This is a genomic window from Rhizobium sp. BR 249, assembly GCF_047445895.1.
Taxonomy (GTDB): Bacteria; Pseudomonadota; Alphaproteobacteria; order Rhizobiales; family Rhizobiaceae; genus Rhizobium.
Genome location: NZ_JARWKX010000006.1, coordinates 100,897 through 124,535 on the forward strand (window position 1 = coordinate 100,897; position 23,639 = coordinate 124,535).

A 23,639-nucleotide genomic window follows, 5' to 3' on the forward strand; every position below is an offset into this window, starting at 1 on the left:
CCGGGTCCTCAGCGGTGCAGCCACATGCGCAGCGCCGACAGAAGCTGCTCGGTGTTGACGGGCTTCGCCAGGTAATCCGATGCGCCCGCCTCCAGGCATTTCTCGCGGTCGCCCTTCATCGCCTTGGCCGTCAGCGCCAGGATCGGCAGCCGCCGGAAGCGCGGCTCGGAGCGGATGACCTGCATCGTCTCGTAGCCGTCCATGCCGGGCATCATGATGTCCATCAGCACGATCGCCACCGAGGGCTCGGTGTTGATGACGTCGATCGCCTCGCTGCCTGTGGTGGCAGTCAGCACCTTCATGCCCCGGCGCTCCAGCACGCTGCTCAGCGCGAAGATGTTGCGGGCGTCGTCGTCGACGAGCAGTACGGTCTCGCCGACCAGATCCTCGTCGGAACTGTGCAGCTCCTGCAGCGTCGCCTGTTTTGCGGCCGGCAGGTCGGCGACGACGCGGTGCAGGAAGAGCGCCGTCTCGTCGAGCAGGCGCTCGGGCGACTCCACACCCTTCACCACGACGCTGCGCGCCATGCTGTGCAGCGTGGCGTCCTCCTCGGGCGAAAGCTCGCGGCCGGTGAAGACGACCACCGGCACCTCGGCGATCCCGTCATCGTCGCGGATCTGCTCCAGCACGTCGAAACCGGACATGTCGGGCAGCGTGAGGTCGAGCACGACGCAATCGGCCGAGCCCTGCCGGAGAACGGCGAGCGCCTCCGATCCGGAGCCGACGCTTGTTATGTCGATATCGTCGTGCCCGAGAAGGGCGGTGACGCTCATGCGCTCGGCTTCGTTGTCTTCCACCAGCAGCAATTGCTTCCGCCGCGGTTCGGCATAGGCCTTCAGCCGCGACAAGGCCTTGCCGAGGCCTTCCGGCGTCGTCGGCTTGCTCATGAAGGCGAAGGCGCCGCGGGTCAGCCCGTGCTGGCGGTCTTCGTCGAGGCTGATGATCTGCACCGGAATGTGCCGCGTCTGCGAATTCTGCTTGAGCTGGCTCAGCACCGTCCAGCCGAGCATGTCGGGCAGGAAAATATCGAGCGAAATCGCCGACGGCTTGTATTCCTGCGCCAGAACGAGCGCATCGCTGCCGCGCATCGCCACCAGCACCTTGAAACCGTTGTCGTGGGCGAGATCGACCAGAACGCGGGCGTAGTGCGCATCGTCCTCGACGATGAGCAGCACGGAGTCGCCGGCCTCGATCCGGTGACGGTCGTCCTGGACATGTTCGGCGGGCTTTTCGGCCCGGCGCAGCGCGGCGGCTTCCGCGAATTCCACGACATTTGCCGGCGCCTGGGCGGGCTTCGGCGCGACCGCACCGGCGCCGACATAGGTGAGCGGCAGGTAGAGCACGAAGGTGCTGCCGACGCCGGGCGTGCTGCGCAGCTGGATCTCGCCGCCGAGCAGGTTCGCCAGTTCGCGGCTGATCGCCAGGCCAAGTCCGGTGCCGCCATATTTGCGGCTGGTCGAAGCATCCGCCTGCTGGAACGCTTCGAAGATGATGCGCTGCTTCTCGGGCGGTATGCCGATGCCGGTATCGACCACCTCGAAGGCGATGACCGAAGGCGCGTGCCGCAGTGAAGGATGCTCCAGCGACCAGCCGCTCGTCGCCGATGCGACGCGCAGCGTGACCCCGCCCTGCGCGGTGAACTTGAAGGCGTTCGACAACAGATTCTTGAGGATCTGCTGCAGGCGCTTCGAATCCGTGATGATGCTCTTCGTCACATCGGCGCCGACCTCGACCGCGAAGGAGAGGTTGCGGTTTTCGGCCTCGTGCCGGAACGGCCGCGCCATCACTTCGAGCAGGTTGGTCACGAAGATTTCCTCGGCATCGACCGAGACGGTGCCCGACTCGATCTTCGAGAGGTCGAGGATGTCGCTGATGAGGTTGAGAAGATCGGTGCCCGCGCCGTGGATGGTCTTTGCGAACTCGACCTGCTTGCCCGAAAGATTGCCGTCAGGGTTTTCCCCGAGCTGCTGGCCGAGAATGAGGATCGAATTCAAGGGCGTGCGCAGCTCGTGCGACATATTGGCGAGGAATTCCGATTTGTATTTCGATGTCAGCGCAAGCTCGGTCGCCTTTTCCTCCAGCGCGCGGCGCGCCTGCTCGATTTCCTGGTTCTTCGCCTCGACTTCGACGTTGCGTTCCTCCAGCTGCTGCGCCTTCTGGCCGAGCTGCTCGTTGGTCTGCTGCAACTCGCGCTGCTGCGTCTGCAGCTCGGCAGCGAGCTGCTGGGATTGCTTGAGCAGGCCTTCGGTCTGCATGGTCGCTTCGATCGAGTTGAGAACGATGCCGATCGAGGTCGTCAGCTGATCGAGGAAGGAGAGCTGCAGCTCGGTGAATTCGCCGGCCGAGGCAAGCTCGATCACCGCCTTTACCTGGCCCTCGAAGTGAACGGGCAGCACGATCGCGCTTCGCGGCAGCGTCGTGAAAACGCCGGAGCTGATCGGGACGACATTATCGGGAAGATCGGTGACGAGGATGCGGCGGGCATCGCTGGCGCATTGGCCGACGAGGCCCTGGCCGAAATCGAGCCGCAGCGGGTGCGCCGCCTCGACACCCTGCGCATAGACCGACAGCAGCGACAGGAACGGCTGCTCTTCGTCGGCATCCACTTGGTAGATGACGCCCTGATGCGCGCCGACCAGCGGCGCCAGCTCCGAGAGCATCATCTTGCCGACCAGCGTCAGGTCGCGCTGGCCCTGCAGCATGTTGGTGAAGCGCGCCAGGTTGGTCTTCAGCCAGTCCTGCTCGGTGTTGCGCTCCGTCGTCAGGCGCAGGTTGTCGATCATCGTGTTGATGTTGTCCTTGAGCTCGGCCACTTCGCCGCGCGCATCGACCTTGATCGAGCGCGTCAGGTCGCCCTTGGTGACGGCGGTCGCCACCTCGGCGATGGCGCGCACCTGGGTCGTGAGGTTCGCGGCCAGCAGGTTGACGTTGCCGGTCAGGTCTTTCCACGTTCCCGCGGTGCCGGGAACATTCGCCTGGCCGCCGAGGCGGCCCTCGACACCAACTTCGCGCGCCACCGTAGTCACCTGATCGGCGAAGGTCGCGAGCGTGTTGGTCATGTTGTTGATGGTTTCGGCAAGGGCGGCCACCTCGCCCTTGGAGGCGACGGTGAGGTTCTGCTTGAGGTCGCCGTTCGCGACCGCCGTCACCACCTTGACGATGCCGCGCACCTGTTCGGTGAGGTTTGCGGCCATGACGTTGACGGTGTCGGTCAAGTCCTTCCAGGTACCGGCCACACCCGGCACCTGCGCCTGCCCGCCGAGCTTGCCTTCGGTGCCGACTTCGCGCGCCACGCGCGTCACTTCGCCGGCAAAGGCGTTGAGCTGGTCCACCATAGTGTTGATGGTGTTCTTCAGTTCGAGGATTTCGCCCTTCACGTCGACGGTGATCTTGCGCGAGAGGTCGCCGCGCGCCACAGCGGTCGTGACTTCGGCGATGTTGCGCACCTGGGTCGTCAGGTTGGCGGCGAGCAGGTTGACGTTGTCGGTCAGGTCCTTCCAGGTGCCGGCCACACCGGGAACGACGGCCTGGCCGCCGAGGCGGCCATCGGTGCCGACTTCACGGGCGACACGCGTCACTTCGCCGGCGAAGGAGCGAAGTTGGTCGACCATGGTATTCAGCGTGTCCTTCAGCAGCAGGATTTCGCCGCGCACGTCGACGGTAATCTTGCGCGACAGGTCGCCATTGGCGATTGCGGTCGCCACTTCGGCGATGTTGCGCACCTGCGCCGTCAGGTTGCCGGCCATGGAATTGACGCTGTCGGTCAGGTCTTTCCAGGTGCCGGCGACGCCCGAGACCTGCGCCTGGCCGCCGAGTTTGCCTTCGGTGCCGACTTCGCGCGCCACGCGCGTGACTTCACCGGCGAAGGCGTTGAGCTGGTCCACCATCGTGTTGATGGTGTTCTTCAGTTCGAGGATTTCGCCCTTCACGTCGACGGTGATCTTGCGCGAGAGGTCGCCGCGCGCGACAGCGGTCGTGACTTCGGCGATGTTGCGCACCTGGCCCGTCAGGTTCGAGGCCATGGAGTTGACGTTTTCGGTGAGGTCCTTCCAGGTGCCGGCGACACCCGGCACCTGCGCCTGGCCGCCAAGCTTGCCTTCGGTGCCGACTTCGCGCGCCACGCGCGTCACTTCCGAGGCGAAGCGGTTCAGCTGGTCCACCATGGTGTTCAGCGTTTCCTTGAGCTCCAGGATTTCGCCAGAGACCGAAACGGTGATCTTCTTGGACAGGTCGCCATTGGCAATCGCCGTGGAGACTTCGGCGATATTGCGCACCTGCGCCGTCAGGTTGCCGGCCATGGAATTGACGCTGTCGGTCAGGTCCTTCCAGGTGCCGGCGACACCGAGCACGTTCGCCTGGCCGCCGAGCCGGCCTTCGGTGCCGACCTCGCGCGCCACGCGCGTGACTTCGCCGGCAAAACCGTTCAACTGGTCGACCATCGTATTGATGGTCTCCTTCAGTTCGAGGATTTCGCCCGACACGGGAACGGTGATCTTCTTGGAAAGGTCGCCTTGTGCAACGGCAGTCGCGACTTCGGCAATGTTGCGCACCTGGCCTGTGAGGTTGGAGGCCATGGAATTGACGCTGTCGGTCAGGTCCTTCCAGGTGCCGGCCACGCCGCGCACGTTCGCCTGACCGCCGAGCCGGCCTTCCGTGCCGACTTCACGGGCCACGCGCGTCACTTCCGAGGCGAAGGCGTTCAGCTGGTCCACCATCGTATTGATGGTTTCCTTCAGTTCGAGGATCTCGCCCTTCACGTCGACGGTGATCTTCTTTGACAGGTCGCCATTGGCGATCGCGGTGGAGACCTCGGCGATATTGCGCACCTGCGCCGTCAGGTTGCCGCCCATTGAGTTGACGTTCTCGGTCAGGTCCTTCCAGGTGCCGGCCACGCCGCGCACGTTCGCTTGGCCGCCGAGCCGGCCTTCCGTGCCGACTTCACGCGCCACGCGCGTCACTTCCGAGGCGAAGGCGTTCAACTGGTCGACCATCGTGTTGATGGTCTCCTTCAGTTCGAGGATTTCGCCCGACACCGTCACCGTGATTTTCTTCGACAGGTCGCCATTGGCGATCGCGGTCGAAACCTCCGCGATGTTGCGCACCTGCGCCGTCAGGTTCGAGGCCATGGAGTTGACGTTGTCGGTCAGGTCCTTCCAGGTGCCGGCGACACCTGGCACCTGCGCCTGGCCGCCGAGGCGCCCCTCCGTGCCGACCTCGCGCGCCACGCGCGTGACTTCGCCGGCAAAGCCGTTCAACTGATCCACCATCGTATTGATGGTTTCCTTGAGTTCGAGGATTTCGCCCGACACGTCGACGGTGATCTTGCGCGAGAGGTCGCCGCGCGCCACCGCCGTGGTCACCTGGGCGATGTTGCGCACCTGCGCCGTCAGGTTGCCGCACATGGCGTTGACCGAGTCGGTCAGGTCCTTCCAGGTGCCGGCGACGCCGGGCACCAGCGCCTGCCCGCCGAGCTTGCCCTCGGTGCCGACTTCGCGGGCGACGCGCGTCACTTCGGAGGCGAAGGAGCGCAGCTGGTCGACCATGGTGTTGATCGCTTCCTTCAACTGCAGGATTTCACCGCGCACGTCGACGGTGATCTTCTTGGAGAGGTCGCCGTTGGCGACCGCGATCGTCACCTCGGCGATGTTGCGCACCTGCGCCGTCAGGTTCGACGCCATCGAATTGACGCTTTCGGTCAGGTCCTTCCAGACGCCCGTCACCTCGGGCACCTGCGCCTGCCCGCCGAGCTTGCCGTCGGTGCCGACTTCGCGGGCGACACGCGTCACTTCGGAGGTGAAGACGCTGAGCTGCTTGATCATCGTGTTGACGATATCGGCCGAGCGCAGGAATTCGCCCTTGAGCGCCCGCCCGTCGACATCGAGCGGCACGGTCTGCAGCAGATCGCCCTTGGCGACCGCGGTGATCGTGCGCGTGACGGCCGTCGTCGGCCAGAGGAGATCGTCGATCAGGCCGTTGATCGAGCCTTCCATTTCCGACCACGAACCGTCCGAGAGGCCGAAGCGCACGCGCGTGCTCGTCCGCCCGTCGCGGCCGACGACCTGGCCGACATGTTCGAGCTGCTTGGCCATGCGCTGGTTGGCGGCGATGATGTCGTTCAGCGCATCGGCGACCTTGCCGGTAAGACCGGTCAGGTCGGAGCGCATCCGCACGGAAAAATCGCCGCGCCTGACCGCGACCAGCACCTCGAGAAGGGCGCTGGCATCGTCGAACGCCATGTTTTTGTGGTCGTGCCCATTGAGGCTTTCGGCCGCAGCGTCGTCGCGCGAAAATTCACTGGTTTGCTTGCTCACGAAATCCCCCCTGTTCGAACAGAGGTAATTAGTGCTCCGCTCGAAAAAGGGTATGGGTGTGCCGCAGGGTTGCAGAGATAGGCCTAACCCAACGTCAACGGCCAAACTTTGCCTGCGCGGGAACAGTTTCCCGCCGGCCGTCGTTTCCGTCCTGACAAGGAGAACGACCATGTCGAACGTCTCAAGGACAGGGAAAGACGAGATCAACAATGCGACCAGCGCGACCACCTTCGGGCGCTCGGTCGAAAGCCAGGCGCAGATGCAGGATGCCGCCGCGGAGGCATCGCCCGAAACCGGCGGCGAGATGCTCAGCATCTACCGGCTGGAGCCGATCGCCAAACCAGACGATCCCAGATGGGGCAATGCCCCCAATCACGGCGCCGTCGTCGTCGCCGCCCGGACGCCCGGCGATGCCAGGATCGTCGCTGCGGCGCGCGAACTCGATTTCATGGAAGTCGATGCGGCGCCCGCCGAGGATGTGACGACGACCAATGCCAGCGCCTTTCGTGACGACAAACTCTACACCGTGATCGAGATCGATCGGAACAGACGTGATATAAAGCGCGGTATCCTCGACGGCACGGTCTCGGTCGACACGATCCGGCCGGTCGAGGCAGACTAGAAATCCTTTCGTCACCTGGGAGTTTTCATGAATACCGCCAATCTGCAGCTCAAAGGCCTGATCATGGCGATGGCCTCGATATGCGACGCGATCGTCGAAAAGGAATTGCTCACGCGCGGGGAACTCGATACCGCGCTCTCGAAGGCCAAAAGGGCGATCGAGCAGGATGACGACCATGAGCTCTCCGGCGCCAACCTCGCGGCGATCCTACTTCCGATCCGCGTGCTGCAGCTTGCCGGCGAAGCCGGCAGCAAAGGCGAAGGGGCGACGTTTTCGGACTATGCCAAGCTTGTCGGTAGGCTTAGCTGACCGTGTTCGAAGGCTTTTCTTTCGACGCTGGCGAACATTGTTCCGGCGGCAATGTTCAGTGCCGTCGATTTTTGCAATAAGTTGATCCTTTTGGTCTTGTTTTCCGGTCGTTCCTGCGGCTATACCCCGGCCGCATATACTCACGCACCGGGATTTTCATCGTGACCAGCCTCAAATCACTTCTGGCCGCCTGCGGCCTCTCCGCCCTGATCGGCCTTGCCGCAGCCCCGTCATTCGCCGGTTCGACGACCTACCCGCTGACGCTCGAAAACTGCGGCGCTGAAGTGACCTTCAAGAAGGCGCCCGAGCGGGCGATCGGCCTTGGCCAGAACAGCGCGGAAATCCTGCTGCTGCTCGGCCTCCAGGACAAGATGGTCGGCACGGCCTTCTGGCCGAGCAAGGTGCTGCCGCAGCTTGCCGAAGCCAACGCCAAGGTCAAGCTCCTGACTGTGGAGATGCCGACCTTCGAATCCATGCTCGCCGAAAATCCCGATTTCGTGGCCGTGGCTTTGCCGAGCCTCGTCGGCCCGAACAGCAAGATCGCCAAGCGCGAGGATTTCGACAAGGTTGGCGTTTCCACCTATCTCTCGCCGAGCACCTGCCTCAGCACCAAGGATGTCAAGGACCAGTACGGCAGCCGCGGCGAGCTGTGGAACATGGATCTCCTCTACAGGGAGATCGACGAACTCTCGCAGATTTTCGACGTCGCAGATCGCGGCCAGGCGCTGATTGCCGACTTCAAGGCGCGTGAAGCCAAGCTTCGCGGCAGCGTTGCCAAGGACGGCCAGAACCTCTCCTACGTCTTCTGGTTCTCCAGCCCCAGCCCGTCGGCCGACGCTTATGTCGGCGGCAAGAACAGCGCCTCCGGCTTCATCGCCGACCTGCTTGGCGGACACAATGCGATCACCGCGGATGCGGAATGGCCGACCGTCGGCTGGGAAGGCATCATCGCCTCCAACCCCGACGTCATCGTCGTCGCCAGCCTCGACCGCAACCGCTGGGAGCTCGACAAGCCCGAGGCCAAGATCAACTTCCTGAACACCGATCCGGCCGTCAGCCAGATCCCGGCCGTCAAGAACAAGGCGCTCGTCGTGATGGACGGCCAGGCGATGAACCCGACCATCCGCACGATCTACGGCGCCGAGCAGGTTGCCGAGCAGCTGAAGGCCCTCGGTCTGCTGAAGTGACCGACACAGGCCGTCTCTTCCGGCAGCTGGGAGCCGTCACCGCACTGCTTCTGGCTTCCCTCTGCCTCATCGCTGTCGCCATCGGCGTCAGCGTCGGGATCGGCGACCTGCCGATTCCGCTCGCAACCACGTTTTCGGCCGTCACCAACCGGCTGGGCTGGACCGCGGTCGAGCTCAACCGCATCCACGAGACTGTCATCTGGGATTATCGCCTCAGCCGCGCGCTCGTCGCCGCCTTCTGCGGCGCGGGGCTGGCGCTGTCGGGCGCCGTCATGCAGTCGCTGCTGCGCAACCCGCTGGCCGAGCCCTATGTGCTCGGCATCTCGGCCGGCGCCTCCACCGGTGCCGTCGCGATCGTCATCCTGGGCCTCGGCGCCGGCGCGGTGTCGCTATCGGCAGGCGCCTTTGCCGGCGCCTTCGCGGCCTTCTTCTTCGTGGCGCTGCTGTCGAACGGCACCCGTGGCGGCGCGGACCGCACCATCCTTGCCGGTGTCGCCGCATCGCAGCTCTTCAACGCCTCGACCTCCTATATCGTCACCACCTCTGCCAATGCGCAGCAGGCGCGCGACGTCATGTTCTGGCTGCTCGGCAGCTTCAGCGGCGTGCGCTGGCCGGAATTCGCGCTGGTCTCGATCGTCGTCGGCTTCGGCCTCGCCGCCTGTCTGCTCTATGCCCGCGTGCTCGACGCCTTCGCGTTCGGCGACGAGGCGGCCTCCTCGCTCGGCGTGAATGTCGGGCGCGCCCGCATGGCGCTCTTTGCGCTGACCGCCATGATGACGGCCACCATCGTCAGCATGGTCGGCTCGATCGGCTTCGTCGGCCTCGTCGTGCCGCATGTCGCCCGCTTCGTCGTCGGGCCGCTCCATATCCGTCTGCTGCCGGCCTGCGCCATCGCAGGCGCCATCTTCATGGTGCTCGCCGACATCGCCGCGCGCGCCCTCATTCCCGGCCAGATCCTACCGATCGGCGTCGTCACGGCGCTGGTCGGCGTTCCCTTCTTCTCGATCATCCTCTACCGGTTCCAGCGCGCGTCATGAGCATCAAGGCCGACAACCTCACCTGGAAAATTGGCAGGAAGACCATTCTGGACGGCGTTTCCATGGAGGCGCAGCCCGGCCGGATGCTCGGCCTGCTCGGGCCGAACGGCTCGGGCAAGACGTCGCTGCTCAGGCTTCTCGCCGGCCTCAAGCGGCCGCATTCCGGCCGCGTGACGCTCGACAGGAGCGATATCGGCACGATCAGCCGCCGCTCAATCGCCCGGCGCATCGCCTTCGTCGAGCAGCACGCGACGACCAACGCCAATCTCAAGGTCGTCGACGTCGTCAAGCTCGGCCGCTTCCCGCACCGGTCGATGTTCTCCGGCTGGACGAGAGCCGACGAAGAGGCGGTCGAGGCCGCACTGGCGCGCGCCGGCATGGCGGAAAAGCGCGACGAGCGCTGGCAGAGCCTGTCGGGCGGCGAAAAACAGCGCACCCACATCGCCAGGGCGCTCGCCCAGTCGCCGCAGGAGCTGATCCTCGACGAACCGACAAATCATCTCGACATTCAGCACCAGATCGGCCTGATGCGGCTCGTCTCCGGCCTGCCGATCACCAGCATCGTCGCCCTGCACGATCTCAACCATGCCGCCATGTTCTGCGATGAGTTGATCATCATGCAGCGGGGCAGGATCGTCGCGTCCGGCGCGCCTGAGGACGTGCTGAGCGAGAAGCTGCTGCGCGAGGTCTTCTCGATCGAGGCGCGCGTCGAAGCCTCGCCCTATCACTCCCGCCCGCACATCCACTATCTCAAGTGAGAGCGGCTAGAACAGGATGATTTTAGGCCCGATTGGCCTAAAATCTGAATCCTGTTCTAAATTAAAGAGTTAGAGCATGATGTCGTCCGAAAACCGCTCACACTTTTCGGCATCATGCTCTAGTCCACGCAGGTCGACTTTGCCGCGTCCAGGCGAACGTTCTGCACGAATGCCTGGAGTGCTGGCCACATTTCCCAATAGTAACGATTCAGCGCTGGATCAACATGGTCGAGAACGGGGCGAGGCTGGCCCAGAATCGCGGCCATATCGATTTCAAAAGCGCTCATGTCGCCGAACGGTCGCTTGAAATTGACCACGGGCGCGGGATAGCCTTCACCGGCGACGGTCGAGATGATCCGACTGTCCGGCCACTCGATGCTCAGGTGGTGCAGGAGTTGGAGATGCTGGCGGGTGAATTGAAAAAAGCCATCTGGCTCAAGGCGCGGCATTTCTGCCAGATATGAATTAATCCGTGCGCCCGGCAATCCAGCGAGATCGTTCCGAAGCCGGCGTTGCATCGTCGCATTATCGAGATGGTCGAGGTGATATTGTCCGTCCGCTAGCCCGCAATTCGCAAGAGCCCAAGTCAGCAGTGTCGAGACCTCGCGGTGAAATCGGGCGATGGCAATTCGATCGCTCGTGCCGATGATCGGGCCGAGGTCAGCGGCCAGATCGTCGCTGCCATATGGAGCGAGTGGATTGACAACAGGCCCCCCGCTTTCGATCGAGGTGCTCCACGCAAACTGCAGTTTCCGCAATGCCTCGATGTGCTGAGGTGTGATGGTCAGCGCGGGGTCTTCCGGATCGGCGTAGATCTGATGCTCGGCGTGCCATTGCCAAGCAATCCAGGCCGGCCAGGAAAGCACAGCCACGATCAGAGCGAGCCCAAAAAGCCGCCACCCGAATACCATTTGAGAATTCTCCCGGTATCAATACGCAGAGATCATGATTTCTTGGCTATCGGGTCTTGGTAGGCTTTGGCAAGTTCAGTATGCGTGTCGCTCTGTTTGCGACGGCAACTTCCATGCGCTGACACGCTCACGTCACGATTTGCAGCGGCAGAGCGGTGGTCTTCTTGATCGTCTTGAGCACGATGCTCGATTTGATCGAGGCCAGATTGTCGGTGACGCGGATCATTCTTTCGAGAAACTGGCTGAGATGGTCGAGGTCGCGCGTCATGACCTTCATCAGAAAGTCGGCGTCGCCGGTCTGCGAATAGCACTCCAGGATCTCCGGCGCGGTCTCGATGAAGCGATGCAGCCGCTCGTTTCCGCCCTCGGTATGCGCTCGGAGGCTGACGAGCGTATGCGCGACGACGGTAAAGCCCAGTTTCACCGGGTTGAGGATGGCGACGACGCTCTGGATATATTGCTCTTTGCGCAGCCTTTCCAAACGGCGGGCGCATTGGGTCGCCGAGAGATTGACCTTCTGAGAGAGTTCGCTCTGCGTCAGTTCGCTGTTCTGCTGGAGGGCGGCAAGCAATTTGATATCGAACTGGTCGAGCATTGACGCCCTCTCATATAAGGGGAATTTCTGCGCAATATAGCCTTTGCGCGCCGATTGTCTGCATCGATTCACCTCCGAAAGGAGATAATCGCAGAAATTCGTCATGAAAGTTCCGTTAATCTCCGGCCAATGACACAAAAGCGGAGGTGGAGCTCGTGTTTGAGGAACTGAAGAACCGGCCGGCCGACAGCCTGCTTGCACTCATCAAGGCCTTTCAGGCCGACGAGCGCTCCGGAAAGATCGACCTCGGCGTCGGCGTCTATCGCGACGCCATGGGACGCACGCCCGTCATGCGTGCCGTCAAGGCGGCGGAGCAGCTTCTTCTCGAAACCCAGGACAGCAAGAAATATCTCGGCCCCGAAGGCGATCTGCAATTCGTCCGCCTGCTTGAGCCGATTATCTTCGGAAACTCGCCGAAATTCGCCCAACGCCTCGTCGGCATCCAGACACCGGGCGGAAGCGGCGCGCTCCGCCTCGGCGCGGAGCTCATCCAAACGGCAAACCCATCGGCGAAGGTTCTCCTGGGGACGCCGAGCTGGCCCAACCATGCGCCGATCTTCTCTTCGGCGCGCCTGACCGTGAAGGAATATGCCTTCGTCGACCTTGCGTTACAGCAGGTGAAATTCGAAAGCGTGGTGGAAGCCTTGTCTTCCGCCAACGAGGGCGACGTCGTGCTGCTTCACGGTTGCTGCCACAATCCCACGGGCATCGATTTCACCATGGAGCAGTGGCGAGAGATTGCCGATCTCCTCGTTGCGCACAGGCTGGTGCCCTTCATCGATCTTGCCTATCAGGGGCTGGGCGACGGTCTCGAACAGGATGCCGCGCCGGCACGCATGATCCTCGATGCGGTCGACGAGGCGCTGATCGCCTATTCCTGCGACAAGAATTTCGGCCTCTATCGCGAGCGCGTTGGCGCGCTCTACGTCGTGGCCCGCAATGCCGATGACGTCACGAAGGCCGAAAGCAACATGGCGGCGCTTGCCCGCGTCAACTGGTCCATGCCGCCGGACCATGGGGCGGCCGTCGTCAGGGTCATTCTCGAAAGCCCCGAAATGACGGCAATGTGGCGTGCGGAGCTCGAAGAAATGTGCGAGCGCGTCAACGGCAATCGCGCGGCGCTGGCCGCCGCCTCTCCCGATCTCGCCTTCATCAGCCGGCAACGCGGCCTGTTTTCCAATCTCTCCATGCGTAGGGAAACGGCGGTCGCGCTCAGGGCAAACCACGGCATCTACATGGCCGATTCCGGCCGCATGAACCTTGCCGGCATGCAGCCCGCCGATGCCGGCGCCATCGTCGCGGCGCTCCGGGCCGAAGGCTGCCTGAAATCATAACCAATCGCATTCTTGGAGCTTTCGAATGAGCAGGAAAGAAACGACCGGCCAGGCGATCACCCGTTCGCTTGTCGCCCATGGGATCGACACGGTCTTCGGCATCCCCGGCGCCCATATGTATGATTTCAACGACGCCCTTTATGACGCCGGCGACAAGATCCGGTTCATTCACACCCGGCATGAACAGGGTGCGGGCTACATGGCCTATGGCTATGCCAAATCCACCGGCCGGATCGGCGCCTATACCGTCGTGCCAGGTCCCGGTGTCCTCAACTCGGGTGCGGCCCTCTGCACCGCTTACGGCGCCAATGCGCCGGTGCTCTGCGTCACCGGCAACATCATGTCGCACCTGATCGGGCGCGGCAGAGGGCAATTGCACGAACTGCCGGATCAGCTCGCGACGATGCGCGGGATTACCAAGACGGCGGAGCGCATCGACCATCAATCCGAGGCCGGTCCCGTCATGGCCGAGGTCGTCGCCAAGATGCTCTCCGGCCGCCAAGGCCCGGGAGCGGTCGAAGCGCCGTGGGACGTGTTCGGACAAGCCGGCCCTGAAATCGACGTTCCCGTAGCAACGCGCGCGCCTCATCCGGCGGTCAATCCCGATCAGATCGCCGCCGCGGCGGCGCTGATATCAGGCGCCAGCAATCCGATGATCATGGTCGGCGGCGGCGCGGCGGATGCCGGTGCGGAGATTGCCGCGCTGGCGGAACTGCTGCAGGCGCCGGTCACCTCCCACCGCTCCGGCAAGGGCATCGTCCCCGACGATCATCCGAACTACCTGAATTTCGTCGCCGCCTATGAATATTGGAAGAAGGTCGACGTGCTGATCGGGGTCGGCAGCCGGCTCGAATTGCAGTTCATGCGCTGGAAATGGCTACCAAAAGGGCTGAAGATCATCCGCATCGATATCGACCCCACCGAGATGGTGCGTCTCAAGCCTGATATCGGTATCGTCGCGGATGCAAGCGATGGGACGCAAGCTCTGATCGATGCCCTCACGGGCACGCGTCGCGAGGACCGCACGAGCGAATTTGCCGAGTTCAACAGGGAGGCCAAGGCGCGCTTCTCGGCCGTGCAGCCGCAGCTCGCCTATCTCGATGCCATTCGCGAAGCCCTGCCGAGAGATGGCTTCTTCGTCGAGGAGGTCAGCCAGATGGGCTTTACGGCGCGCTTTGCATTCCCGACCTACGGTCCTCGCCAATATGTGACATGCGGTTACCAGGATAATCTCGGTTTCGGCTTCAACACCGCCCTGGGTGTGAAAGTCGCCCATCCTGATAAAGCCGTTATCTCGGTTTCAGGGGATGGCGGCTTCATGTTCGGTGTTCAAGAACTTGCCACCGCCGTCCAGCACAAGATCAATGTCGTCGCCATCGTCTTCAACAATTCCGCCTACGGCAATGTGCTGCGCGATCAGAAGCAGACCTATAAAGGCCGTTATCTCGGCTCGGATCTCACCAATCCCGATTTCGTCGCCCTGGGCGAGAGCTTCGGCATCCGCTCCTTCAAGGCGACGAGCCCCGGCGAATTGAGGGATGTATTGGAGAAAGTGCTTGCTCTCGATGAACCTGTCCTCATCGAGGTTCCCGTCGAAAAGGGCTCGGAGGCGAGCCCCTGGCCTTTCATTCATCCGGCTCCGCACGCGGAATGACCGGAAGGAACGTGAAGCTCTATCAAGGTGACTTGAGAAAAACCGTCGCCAGCGGCGGCAGCGTCAGCGAGAGCGAATGCGGCCTGCCGTGGGCGGGTACGGGTTCGCTCGGCACTGCGCCGTTGACGAGACCGGAGCCGCCATATTCGCGCGCATCCGTCGTCATCCGCTCGATCCACACGCCGTCCCGCGGCACGCCGATCCGGTAGCCGTAACGCGGCACCGGCGTGAAGTTCGAGACGACGAGGATGGAGGAAGAGCGCTCCGGAGCATAACGCAGCATGCCGAGAACGGAATTGACGCTGTCGTTCGCCGCCGCCCATTCGAAGCCTTCGGAATGGAAATCGCCGAACTGCAAGGCCGGCTCTTCTCCGTAAAAACCGTTCAAATCCTTGACCAGCCGCTGAAGCCCGGCATGTGCCGGCCGGTCCAGCACGTCCCAGCTGATTGAGGCGTCATGGTTCCACTCGCCGGGCTGGGCGATCTCGCCGCCCATGAACATCAGCTTCTTGCCGGGATGGCCCCACATGAAGGCGAGGTAGCTGCGCAGATTGGCGAATTTCTGCCACTCGTCGCCCGGCATCTTGCCGAGCAGCGAGCCCTTTCCGTAAACGACCTCGTCATGCGAAATCGGCAGGATGAAGCGTTCGGAATAGGCATAGATCATCCCGAAGGTCATCGTGCCGTGGTGGTAGCTCCGGTAGACGGGATCTTTCTCGATGTAGCTCAGGCTGTCATGCATCCAGCCCATGTTCCACTTCATGTCGAAGCCGAGCCCGCCCTCTTCCGGCGGCTTCGTCACCCCGGGCCAGGCCGTCGATTCCTCGGCGATCGTCATGGCATGCGGGCAGCGCTCGTGAATGATGCTGTTCAGGTGCTTGAAGAATTCCACCGCTTCGAGATTTTCGCGCCCGCCATATTGATTGGGAATCCATTCCCCCTCGTTGCGGCTGTAGTCGCGGTAGAGCATCGAGGCGACGGCGTCGACGCGCAATCCGTCGATGTGGTAGCGTTCGAGCCATTCGAGCGCGCTGGCGATCAGGAAGCCCTTTACCTCGTTGCGGCCGAGATTATAGATCAGCGTGTTCCAATCGCGGTGAAAGCCCTCGCGCGGATCCTCATGCTCGTAAAGCGCCGTGCCGTCGAAGCGGGCGAGCCCCCAGACATCCGTGGGGAAATGGGCCGGCACCCAGTCGAGAATGACGCCGATCCCGGCGCCGTGGCAGCGGTCGATGAAATAGGCGAAATCCTCAGGCGTGCCGTAACGGCCGGTCGGAGCGAAGAGGCCGAGCGGCTGATAGCCCCAGGAGCCGCCGAAGGGATGCTCCATGATCGGCAGCAGCTCGATATGGGTGAACCCCATCTCACGAACATAAGGAACGAGCCGCTGGCTGAGCTCGGCCCAGTCGAGCGACCGCCCGCCATTCTCCCGCAGCCAGGAACCGGCATGCACCTCGTAGACGGAGATCGGACCCGCCAGTCTTTCCTGTCGCGAGCGCCCCTTCATCCAATTGTCATCAGTCCATCGAAACCGCGTCGACGATGCGACGATCGATGCGGTGGACGGGGCGGCTTCGCTCGCTCTCGCCACCGGGTCGGCCTTCTGCGGCAGGCAATTGCCATGCGCGTCGATGATTTCGAATTTGTATCTCTCGCCGGGCGCGAGCCGAGGCACGAACAGTTCCCAGACGCCGGCCGACTGCCGCAGCCGCATCGGGTTTCGCCGTCCGTCCCAGGCGTTGAAATCGCCGACGACAGAGACGCGGCGGGCATTCGGCGCCCAGACGGCGAAACGAACCCCAGCCACCTCGTCGACCGACATCTCCACCGCGCCGAGCGTCCGGCTCAGGCTGTAGTGGGTGCCCTCGGATATCAGGTGGAGATCGAGTTCCCCGAGCAGAAGCCCGAAACTATAGGGGTCCTCGGTGATCTGTTCGCCGTCCGGCCATGTGATCCGCAACCGGTAGGGCATCCTCGAACCCACCGCCGCCGCAAACAGGCCGGAGGGATGAGCGATGCTGAAAGGCGCCACCACCCTGCCGCTCGCCGCCTCGATGAGGTCGACGCCTTCGGCGCCCGGCAAATAGACGCGCACGATCGTCATGCCGCCGCTCTCATGCGGGCCGAGGATCGAGAAGGGATCGCCGTGGCGGCCTTCGATCAGGGCCCAGAGCGCATCGTGCCCGATGCCTGCGAGAAGTTCCGAGCGTTCGACATTCATGCCGTTACCCCCGCCAAGCGCGATACGATTTCGGTTAGGCCGGCAAGCGGGATCGGCAGCCACTTCGGCCTGATGCGGGCTTCATAGGCGACTTCGTAGGCTGCCTTTTCGAGAAGAAAGGCATCGAGAACCCTCCGCCGTTGTTCCGCCGGCATGGCGAGCGCCTTCGATGCGGAGGCCGCTTGCCAATAGGCATCGAGAAAGGCCTTCTCGGCATGGCGCCCGAAACGGGCGATGGCGTCGCGGCGCACCTCGTTTTCGTGTTCGGTGACCGCGTCATTGTCGAGCTGGGCGGTGGCGACGAGGTAGCTGAGCGACCTCAGAAGCCCGGCGACATCTCGCAGCGGAACCGTCTTCGCCCGGCGTTCGGCGAGATTTTTCGCGGGCTCGCCTTCGAAGTCGATGATGACGGCATCGCCCTCGCTGACCAGGATCTGGCCGAGATGGAAGTCGCCATGCGTGCGCGTCATCAGCGTGCCGCGGGCGCTCTCCGCCAGCCTCGCGCCAAGTTCGACGAGCTCGGAACGGCGCTCCAGAAGCGGGCGGGCGAGAAGATCGATCGCGGGATCGGCATTTTCCTCGCGTTCCGCCAGTTTCGACATGGCATAGGCGACTTCGCCCGCCACCGCCTTCCTGATCGCCTCCACCTCGTCGTCGCCGGCGACGACGGGACTGAAAGCCTCGTCGGCATTTTCCCCGGAAAGCACGACATGCAATTCGCCGAGCCTCATGCCGACCATGGCGACGAAGCTGATCAGCGGCTGGAAGACGTCGTCGCCGGGCTCGACCGCCGGGTCGTTCAGCACGAGTTCGTCGGCGCCGCGGCGCAGATTGTTGAGCATCCAGTTCCAGGCGTCGCCCTGGTTGCGGATCGCGCCCTGGACGATGATCAGTGTCGAGCGCCGCCCGCTGGAATCGGTGTGCGCGACCTCGCCGAGCAGCGGAGCGGTGTGATCATAACCCGCGCAGGTCAGAAACCGCGTCATCTCGACCTCTGGATGGACACCCGGGAAAATGTGCCGGATCAGCTTGATCATGGCGGTATCGCCGACGATGAGCGAACTGTTGGATTGCTCGGCCGAAAGCCAATGAACCGGCATGTCGTCGGCGACATCAAGACGGTCGAGCCGCTCGGTGCCGAGAAATTCGAGGGTGCCGGTGCGTCCGGTGATGCGTGAGCGGTCGGCCAGCCCGCGCAGGATGCCGCGCGCCATCGCCTCCACAGCGAACCCATCCGTGAGGAAACCGACCCGCCTGCCCTGGCGAACCCGCCCGAGCGCAAGCTGCTGTGTCAGAGCGGAGGGCTGCGCATCGTCCCAGGCGACAGCCAGCGGCAGCTGGTAGGCTTCGCTGTGATCCGGCAGTTCCACCTCCAGTTCGCCGAGAACGATCCCGTCGGCATAGGGGATAGGCGTCGCCGAGATCAGCCGCGCCGCCTGAAGCGGCTGGTCCTTCGCGCCGAACCAGCGCCGCTTGGCGAGGTAAGCAGGTAGAATTTCGTTGCTGAGGACGCGTCCGAGCCGCGGCTCGTCGACGAGATCGAGCAGGCCGCGGCGGATCACCATCGTCACGAGATCGGGCAATTGTTCGGGCGGCGCGGTGCGCCATGCCGGCGGATCGGCATCGGCCTCCAGCTGGAACCAGAAGAAGCCGTAGGGCGGCAGCGTCAGCAGATAGGTCAGCTGGCCGATCGGCGGAAAGGGCGACATGCCCGTCAGTTCGATCGGCACGCGGCCCTCGAAGGCCGAGAGGTCGAGTTCGACCGCTTGCGGCAGCCGCGAGAGGTTCGCGACGCACATCAGCGTCTCGCCCTCATATTCCCGGAGATAGGCAAGGATTTTCCGGTTCTCTGGCGAGAGAAACCGCAGCGAGCCGCGCCCGAAAGCCGGATGCCGCCCACGCAGCGCCAGCATCTTGCGCGTCCAGTTGAGCAGCGAATGCGCGTCGGTGCTCTGCGCCTCGACGTTGACGGCCTCGAAACCATAGAGCGGATCGCCGATCAGCGGCAGGACGAGACGCGCCGGGTCCGTCCGGGAAAAGCCGCCATTGCGGTCGGGCGACCATTGCATCGGCGTCCTCACCCCGTCGCGGTCGCCGAGATAGATGTTGTCGCCCATGCCGATCTCGTCGCCGTAATAGATCACAGGCGTGCCCGGCATCGACAGCAGAAGCGCGTTCATCAACTCGATGCGCCGGCGGTCGCGCTCCATCAGCGGCGCGAGACGCCGCCTGATGCCGAGATTGATGCGGGCGCGCTTGTCGGAGGCATAGGTCTCCCAGAGATAGTCGCGCTCGGCATCCGTCACCATTTCGAGCGTCAGTTCGTCATGATTGCGCAGGAAGATCGCCCATTGGCAATTCTCGGGGATTTCCGGCGTCTGGCGCAGGATATCGGTGATCGGGAACCGGTCTTCCTTGGCGATCGCCATATACATGCGCGGCATCAGCGGGAAGTGGAAAGCCATATGGCACTCGTCACCCTCGCCGAAATATTCGCGCGTATCCTCCGGCCATTGATTGGCCTCGGCCAGCAGCATGACGCCGGGGTGTGTGGCGTCTAGCGCGGCGCGGATGCGCTTGAGGATCGCATGGGTTTCCGGCAGGTTCTCGTTGATCGTGCCCTCGCGCTCGACGAGGTAAGGGATCGCGTCGAGGCGGAAGCCGTCAATGCCGGTTTCCAGCCAAAAGCGCATCACCTTCAGCAATTCCTCCATGACGAGCGGGCTGTCGAAATTGAGATCCGGCTGGTGGGAATAGAAGCGGTGCCAGTAATAGGCGCCGGCGACGGCATCCCATGTCCAGTTGGATTTTTCCGTATCGAGGAAGATGATGCGGGTTTCCGGGAATTTCTGATCGCTGTCCGACCAGACATAGAAATCGCGCTCGGGCGATCCCGCGGGCGCCTGGCGCGCGCGCTGGAACCAGGGATGCTGGTCTGAGGTGTGGTTGATGACGAGCTCGATGATGACCCGGATATTGCGCTGGTGGGCTGCGTCGACGAAAGCGCGGAAATCCTCCACCGTCCCGTAATCCGGGCTGACATTGCCGTAATCGGCGATGTCGTAGCCATCGTCGCGGCGCGGTGAGGGAAAGAACGGCAAAAGCCAGATGGCGTTGACGCCGAGTGCGGCGATGTGATCGAGCTTGTCGTGCAGGCCGGCAAAATCGCCGACGCCGTCACCATTGGCGTCGTAGAACGACTTGATGTGCAGCTGGTAGATGATCGCATCCTTGTACCAGAGCGGCTGCTCGGTGTTGCCGGGATTCATCGTGTCCATTCATGCCTCCGCTGCGCGAACGCGCCAGATCGCAAAGGGCAGGATCTGAGGATTGAAGCTCACTCTCTGCCGTTTGCCGTTCCACCTGAACCGATGCCCCGTGACCAAATCCTCGGCGTCGAGCCCGCCGCCGTCGCCGAGCGACCACTTCCAGAGCGGCAGCTCGACATCGCTTTCCTGAAAATTATGCGGGTCGAGGCTGATCGCGATCAGCAAAACATTGTCGCGGGCGCGGCTCGCCTTCTCGAAGAACAGGATGTTGTCATTCCAGGCATTCAGCAGCGTCAGCCCGAGATGCGAATGCAGCGCCGGGTTTTCGTTGCGAATGCGGTTCAGCATCCTGATTTCAGCGATGATGTTGCCCGGCCGGTCGTAATCCCAGGCGCGGATCTCGTATTTCTCGCTGTCGGCATATTCCTTGCGCTTGGCATCGGGGCGCCCCTCGCAAAGTTCGAAACCGTTATAGACGCCCCAAAGGCCCGACAAGGTGGCGGCCAAAGCCGCGCGGATCAGGAAGGCCGGGCGCGGCGCGTTCTGGAGAAAATCCGGATTGATGTCATGGGTGTTTACGAAGAAATGCGGGCGGAAGAATTCCTTCGGCGCCGTCTGCGTCAGCTCCCGCATATATTGCTCGAGTTCCCACTTGGCATTGCGCCAGGTGAAGTAGGTATAGGACTGGGAGAAGCCGATCTTCGCCAGCCGGTACATGACCTTCGGCTTGGTGAAGGCTTCCGACAGGAAGACGACGTCGGGATGGCGCGCCCGGATATCGCCGATCAGCCATTCCCAGAATGGGAAAGGCTTGGTGTGCGGATTGTCGACGCGAAACAGCTTGACGCCCTGGTCGACCCAGAGCTGGACGATATCCCGGAGCTCCACCCATAGAGAGGGCAGCGCGTCCTTCGTGTAGAAATCGACATTGACGATGTCCTCGTATTTCTTCGGCGGGTTCTCGGCATATTTGATCGTGCCGTCGGGCCTCCAGTCGAACCAGCCCGGATGCTCCGTCAGCCAGGGATGGTCCGGCGAAGCCTGGATCGCAAGGTCGAGCGCGATCTCCAACCCGTGCCGGCCCGCCTCCTCGACCAGCCGGCTGAAATCCTCGAAATCGCCGAGCTCGGGATGGATGGCATCATGGCCGCCCTCCTCGGAGCCGATGGCATAGGGGCTTCCGGGATCGTCAGGCGCGGCCTTCAGGCTGTTGTTGCGCCCCTTCCGGTTGGTCGTTCCAATCGGGTGGATGGGCGGGAAATAGAGCACGTCGAAACCCATGTCGCGGATGGCGGGCAGTCGCGGGATGACATCATCGAAGGTGCCGTGCCGGTTCGGGTCGCCGCTCTGCGAGCGCGGGAAGATCTGGTACCAGCTCGCAAAGGCTGCCGACTTACGTTCTGAATCGACGGCGCTCGTCGTGGAGCGAAGCCGGAACGGCCGCCTGTCGGTCCGGTTCATCAGCTCGGAAGTCTGGGGATCGAGCAGGATCGCCGTGCGCTCGGAATCGGAGGCGTTTTCGAGACTGCCGATGAGAGCCTGCAAATCGGCGCCGAGCGCCGCCGGCGCTTCAGCCTTCGCGGCGCGAACGAGGTTCAAGCCCTCCTGAAGCTCCAGCTTCAGGTCCAGCCTCGCATCGTTCTTCTTGGTCAGCTCGTAACGGAAGATCGCAAAGGCGTTCTTCCACGCCTCGACCGCGAATTCGTAGCGCCCGACGCGTTCCAGCAGGAATTCAGCGCGCCAGCGGTCGTTCTCGACCAGTTGCATCTCAGTCTCGTTCCACTCCGCCATGGCATCGTGCGGCTTCGAGAGCAGGACGGCGGCGATCGGATCGTGGCCGTCGGCGAATATGTCGGCCTCGACGGTGACGGTCTCTCCGACGACGCGCTTGACGGGAAAGCGCCCGTCATCGACCCGCGGCGTGATGTTTTCGATGGCGAGCCGCGGCGAGGCTGTCGCCTGTTCGACGTCAAGGGCGGGCCTGGATGTGATCGGCTCCGGCGCCTGGCCTTCGATGATCCGCATCTCCCCTGCCCGCAGGCGCAGGACCGCGCCATCGGCCGTGACAGGGAGATAACCGGAAACAGCCTCGCGAAGCGCCGTCACCGGCGCGGGCGCACTTCGCCGGAGGTCCCTGTTGATCAGGACGAACCGCACATTCGACGCGCTGCGAAGATCCTGCTCCTCGGACTGCACCAGCGTTGAAACCGGCCCGCTGGCGTTTCGGATCAGGCGAAGCGATGGAGCGCGCGCACGGCCGGCCTTGGCGATCTCGGTATTGGCGAGGCGTATCTCGGAGGAAATATCGAAGGCGAGATCATGGCGGAGCTTGCGCAAGCCAGAGCCGTCCCCATGCGTGGGATCGAGCGGGGTGGCCGCACCGTATTCGAAACCCATGGGAACCATGAGGCCGCCGCCAAGCGAGGCGGCGAGCCGCAGCGCCCTGACGGCGCGCCGCTCGAGGATTTCGCGGCTCTCGGTCCCGTGCGCGATCCGCCTCGCAAAGGGCGGCTCGGGAAAGGCGACCTGCCAGCCGAGCGGCTCCTGAACGTTATGCTCCTCGACGAACCATCTCTCGTCGAGATCCCACCAGGCCATCGACGAAAAACATCCTGTAAAACCCGCATCCGCGATCGCTCGCCTCACCGCAAAATCGGTGCCGGGCGTCCACGCGAGGAATTGCGTGTCAGCCTTCTCACGGACCGCCGTGATCAGCGATTTGAAAAGTGCCGGCGCTGCGCGATCGATCCCGAGCACCCGATAGCCGGAGAGGCCGAAACCGGAGAACCGCCGCAGCCGTTCAGTCCATTCCGCCAGCAACTGCGATTGCCACTCCGCTCCCATCATGGTCATCGGCTCCGCCGGGTCGAGCGGCGAGCGCCGGGGATCGACGGGACGAAAGCCCGCTTGCGGGTCTCGGGCCTTCCCGTCGAGCATCAGGTCCATCATCAAGCCGACGCCGCTCGTGCCGGCAGCCTCCACGAGGCGCGACAGCCCCTCCTCGACCGCGCTTCCCAGTTGCAGTTCAGGGTCGAGGCGATCGAAATCCCGGGAGGTAAAAATGCTGCAATCCCCACCCCGGTCGAAGAGCGGCGCCGTCAGCACATGGTCGAAGCCGGTATCCGCCGCATGATCGAAAACCTCGCGCCATGCATCGATGCCTTGGAGAAGTAGCGGATTGACATAATAGATCCGGGGTGGGGTGCTGAACGCACCCTGCTTCGCAGAGAGTAACATCGGCCGCCGCCTCGAGTTGCTTTTCAGGCAAACTTCCTTTGGCGGAGGTTGTTCCACTCAACCCGTCAATTCACGGCTGCATGAGGCATCGTAAGGCGAGATGGGAGACGACATCATCAGACGGGTCGGCCCCGCTCAACGAGAGAAGGAAGGCCTCACATTTGCCGATAGAGATATTGCCGCCATGCGTTAAA

13 protein-coding genes are annotated in these 23,639 nt (G+C 63.3%); 7 read left to right on the forward strand and 6 right to left on the reverse strand.

Going from position 1 to position 23,639, the window contains the following annotated elements:
• Nucleotides 1-8: 8 nt before the first annotated feature.
• Nucleotides 9-6,311: a HAMP domain-containing protein gene (locus QD408_RS07970; RefSeq protein ID WP_414138934.1), complete on the reverse strand. Its 6,303-nt coding sequence runs from the start codon at nt 6,309-6,311 to the stop codon at nt 9-11.
• A 169-nt stretch (nt 6,312-6,480) separates the two neighbouring features.
• On the opposite strand from QD408_RS07970, the gene QD408_RS07975 reads away from it, so the two are divergent.
• From QD408_RS07975 to QD408_RS07995, 5 genes are all read left to right on the forward strand, one after another.
• Entirely contained in the window at nt 6,481-6,933 is a 453-nt protein-coding gene (locus QD408_RS07975; protein WP_414138935.1) for a hypothetical protein, read from the forward strand.
• 27 nt (nt 6,934-6,960) lie between these two features.
• Nucleotides 6,961-7,242 carry a hypothetical protein gene (locus QD408_RS07980; protein ID WP_414138936.1) on the forward strand — a complete coding sequence of 94 codons (282 nt, stop codon included), beginning with the start codon at nt 6,961-6,963 and terminating at the stop codon, nt 7,240-7,242.
• Between the two features lie 161 nt (nt 7,243-7,403).
• Nucleotides 7,404-8,429, forward strand: coding sequence for an ABC transporter substrate-binding protein (locus QD408_RS07985; protein WP_414138937.1), 1,026 nt, complete (start codon nt 7,404-7,406; stop codon nt 8,427-8,429).
• Entirely contained in the window at nt 8,426-9,466 is a 1,041-nt protein-coding gene (locus tag QD408_RS07990; RefSeq protein ID WP_414138938.1) for a FecCD family ABC transporter permease, read from the forward strand. Before QD408_RS07985 ends, QD408_RS07990 begins: the two co-directional genes overlap by 4 nt.
• Nucleotides 9,463-10,224 carry an ABC transporter ATP-binding protein gene (locus QD408_RS07995; RefSeq protein ID WP_414138939.1) on the forward strand — a complete coding sequence of 254 codons (762 nt, stop codon included), beginning with the start codon at nt 9,463-9,465 and terminating at the stop codon, nt 10,222-10,224. The genes QD408_RS07990 and QD408_RS07995 overlap by 4 nt, the downstream gene beginning before the upstream one ends.
• 119 nt (nt 10,225-10,343) lie before the next feature.
• Here QD408_RS07995 and QD408_RS08000 read toward each other — a convergent pair whose 3' ends face one another.
• Nucleotides 10,344-11,135, reverse strand: a complete 792-nt coding sequence (locus QD408_RS08000) for a hypothetical protein (RefSeq protein WP_414138940.1) — start codon at nt 11,133-11,135, stop codon at nt 10,344-10,346.
• A gap of 127 nt (nt 11,136-11,262) precedes the next feature.
• A complete protein-coding gene (locus QD408_RS08005) occupies nt 11,263-11,730 on the reverse strand; it encodes an Lrp/AsnC family transcriptional regulator (protein ID WP_088684289.1) in 468 nt (155 codons plus the stop codon).
• A gap of 155 nt (nt 11,731-11,885) precedes the next feature.
• On the opposite strand from QD408_RS08005, the gene QD408_RS08010 reads away from it, so the two are divergent.
• Both QD408_RS08010 and QD408_RS08015 read left to right on the forward strand, forming a co-directional pair.
• Complete coding sequence (locus QD408_RS08010) at nt 11,886-13,064, forward strand: amino acid aminotransferase (protein ID WP_414138941.1); 1,179 nt, start codon at nt 11,886-11,888, stop codon at nt 13,062-13,064.
• A gap of 25 nt (nt 13,065-13,089) precedes the next feature.
• Nucleotides 13,090-14,718: a thiamine pyrophosphate-dependent enzyme gene (locus QD408_RS08015; RefSeq protein WP_414138942.1), complete on the forward strand. Its 1,629-nt coding sequence runs from the start codon at nt 13,090-13,092 to the stop codon at nt 14,716-14,718.
• Nucleotides 14,719-14,740: 22 nt separating this feature from the next.
• On the opposite strand, the gene glgB is transcribed toward QD408_RS08015, so the two are convergent.
• The 3 genes from glgB to QD408_RS08030 are packed head-to-tail and all read right to left on the reverse strand — an operon-like array spanning nt 14,741 to nt 23,445.
• Nucleotides 14,741-16,939 carry a 1,4-alpha-glucan branching protein GlgB gene (gene glgB / locus QD408_RS08020; protein WP_414138943.1) on the reverse strand — a complete coding sequence of 733 codons (2,199 nt, stop codon included), beginning with the start codon at nt 16,937-16,939 and terminating at the stop codon, nt 14,741-14,743.
• Nucleotides 16,936-20,217, reverse strand: a complete 3,282-nt coding sequence (treS, locus tag QD408_RS08025; RefSeq protein ID WP_414138944.1) for a maltose alpha-D-glucosyltransferase — start codon at nt 20,215-20,217, stop codon at nt 16,936-16,938. The genes glgB and treS overlap by 4 nt, the downstream gene beginning before the upstream one ends.
• Nucleotides 20,218-23,445, reverse strand: a complete 3,228-nt coding sequence (locus tag QD408_RS08030; protein WP_414138945.1) for an alpha-1,4-glucan--maltose-1-phosphate maltosyltransferase — start codon at nt 23,443-23,445, stop codon at nt 20,218-20,220.
• Between the last annotated feature and the right edge of the window lie 194 nt (nt 23,446-23,639).

Bases quoted from the DNA above. Each gene is read 5' to 3' on its own strand.
- QD408_RS07995 (WP_414138939.1), top strand. From the start codon at position 9,463: ATGAGCATCAAGGCCGACAACCTCACCTGGAAAATTGGCAGGAAGACC.
- treS (WP_414138944.1), bottom strand. From the start codon at position 20,217: ATGGACACGATGAATCCCGGCAACACCGAGCAGCCGCTCTGGTACAAG.
- QD408_RS07975 (WP_414138935.1), top strand. From the start codon at position 6,481: ATGTCGAACGTCTCAAGGACAGGGAAAGACGAGATCAACAATGCGACC.
- QD408_RS07980 (WP_414138936.1), top strand. From the start codon at position 6,961: ATGAATACCGCCAATCTGCAGCTCAAAGGCCTGATCATGGCGATGGCC.
- QD408_RS08015 (WP_414138942.1), top strand. From the start codon at position 13,090: ATGAGCAGGAAAGAAACGACCGGCCAGGCGATCACCCGTTCGCTTGTC.
- QD408_RS08030 (WP_414138945.1), bottom strand. From the start codon at position 23,445: ATGTTACTCTCTGCGAAGCAGGGTGCGTTCAGCACCCCACCCCGGATC.
- QD408_RS08005 (WP_088684289.1), bottom strand. From the start codon at position 11,730: ATGCTCGACCAGTTCGATATCAAATTGCTTGCCGCCCTCCAGCAGAAC.
- glgB (WP_414138943.1), bottom strand. From the start codon at position 16,939: ATGAATGTCGAACGCTCGGAACTTCTCGCAGGCATCGGGCACGATGCG.
- QD408_RS08000 (WP_414138940.1), bottom strand. From the start codon at position 11,135: ATGGTATTCGGGTGGCGGCTTTTTGGGCTCGCTCTGATCGTGGCTGTG.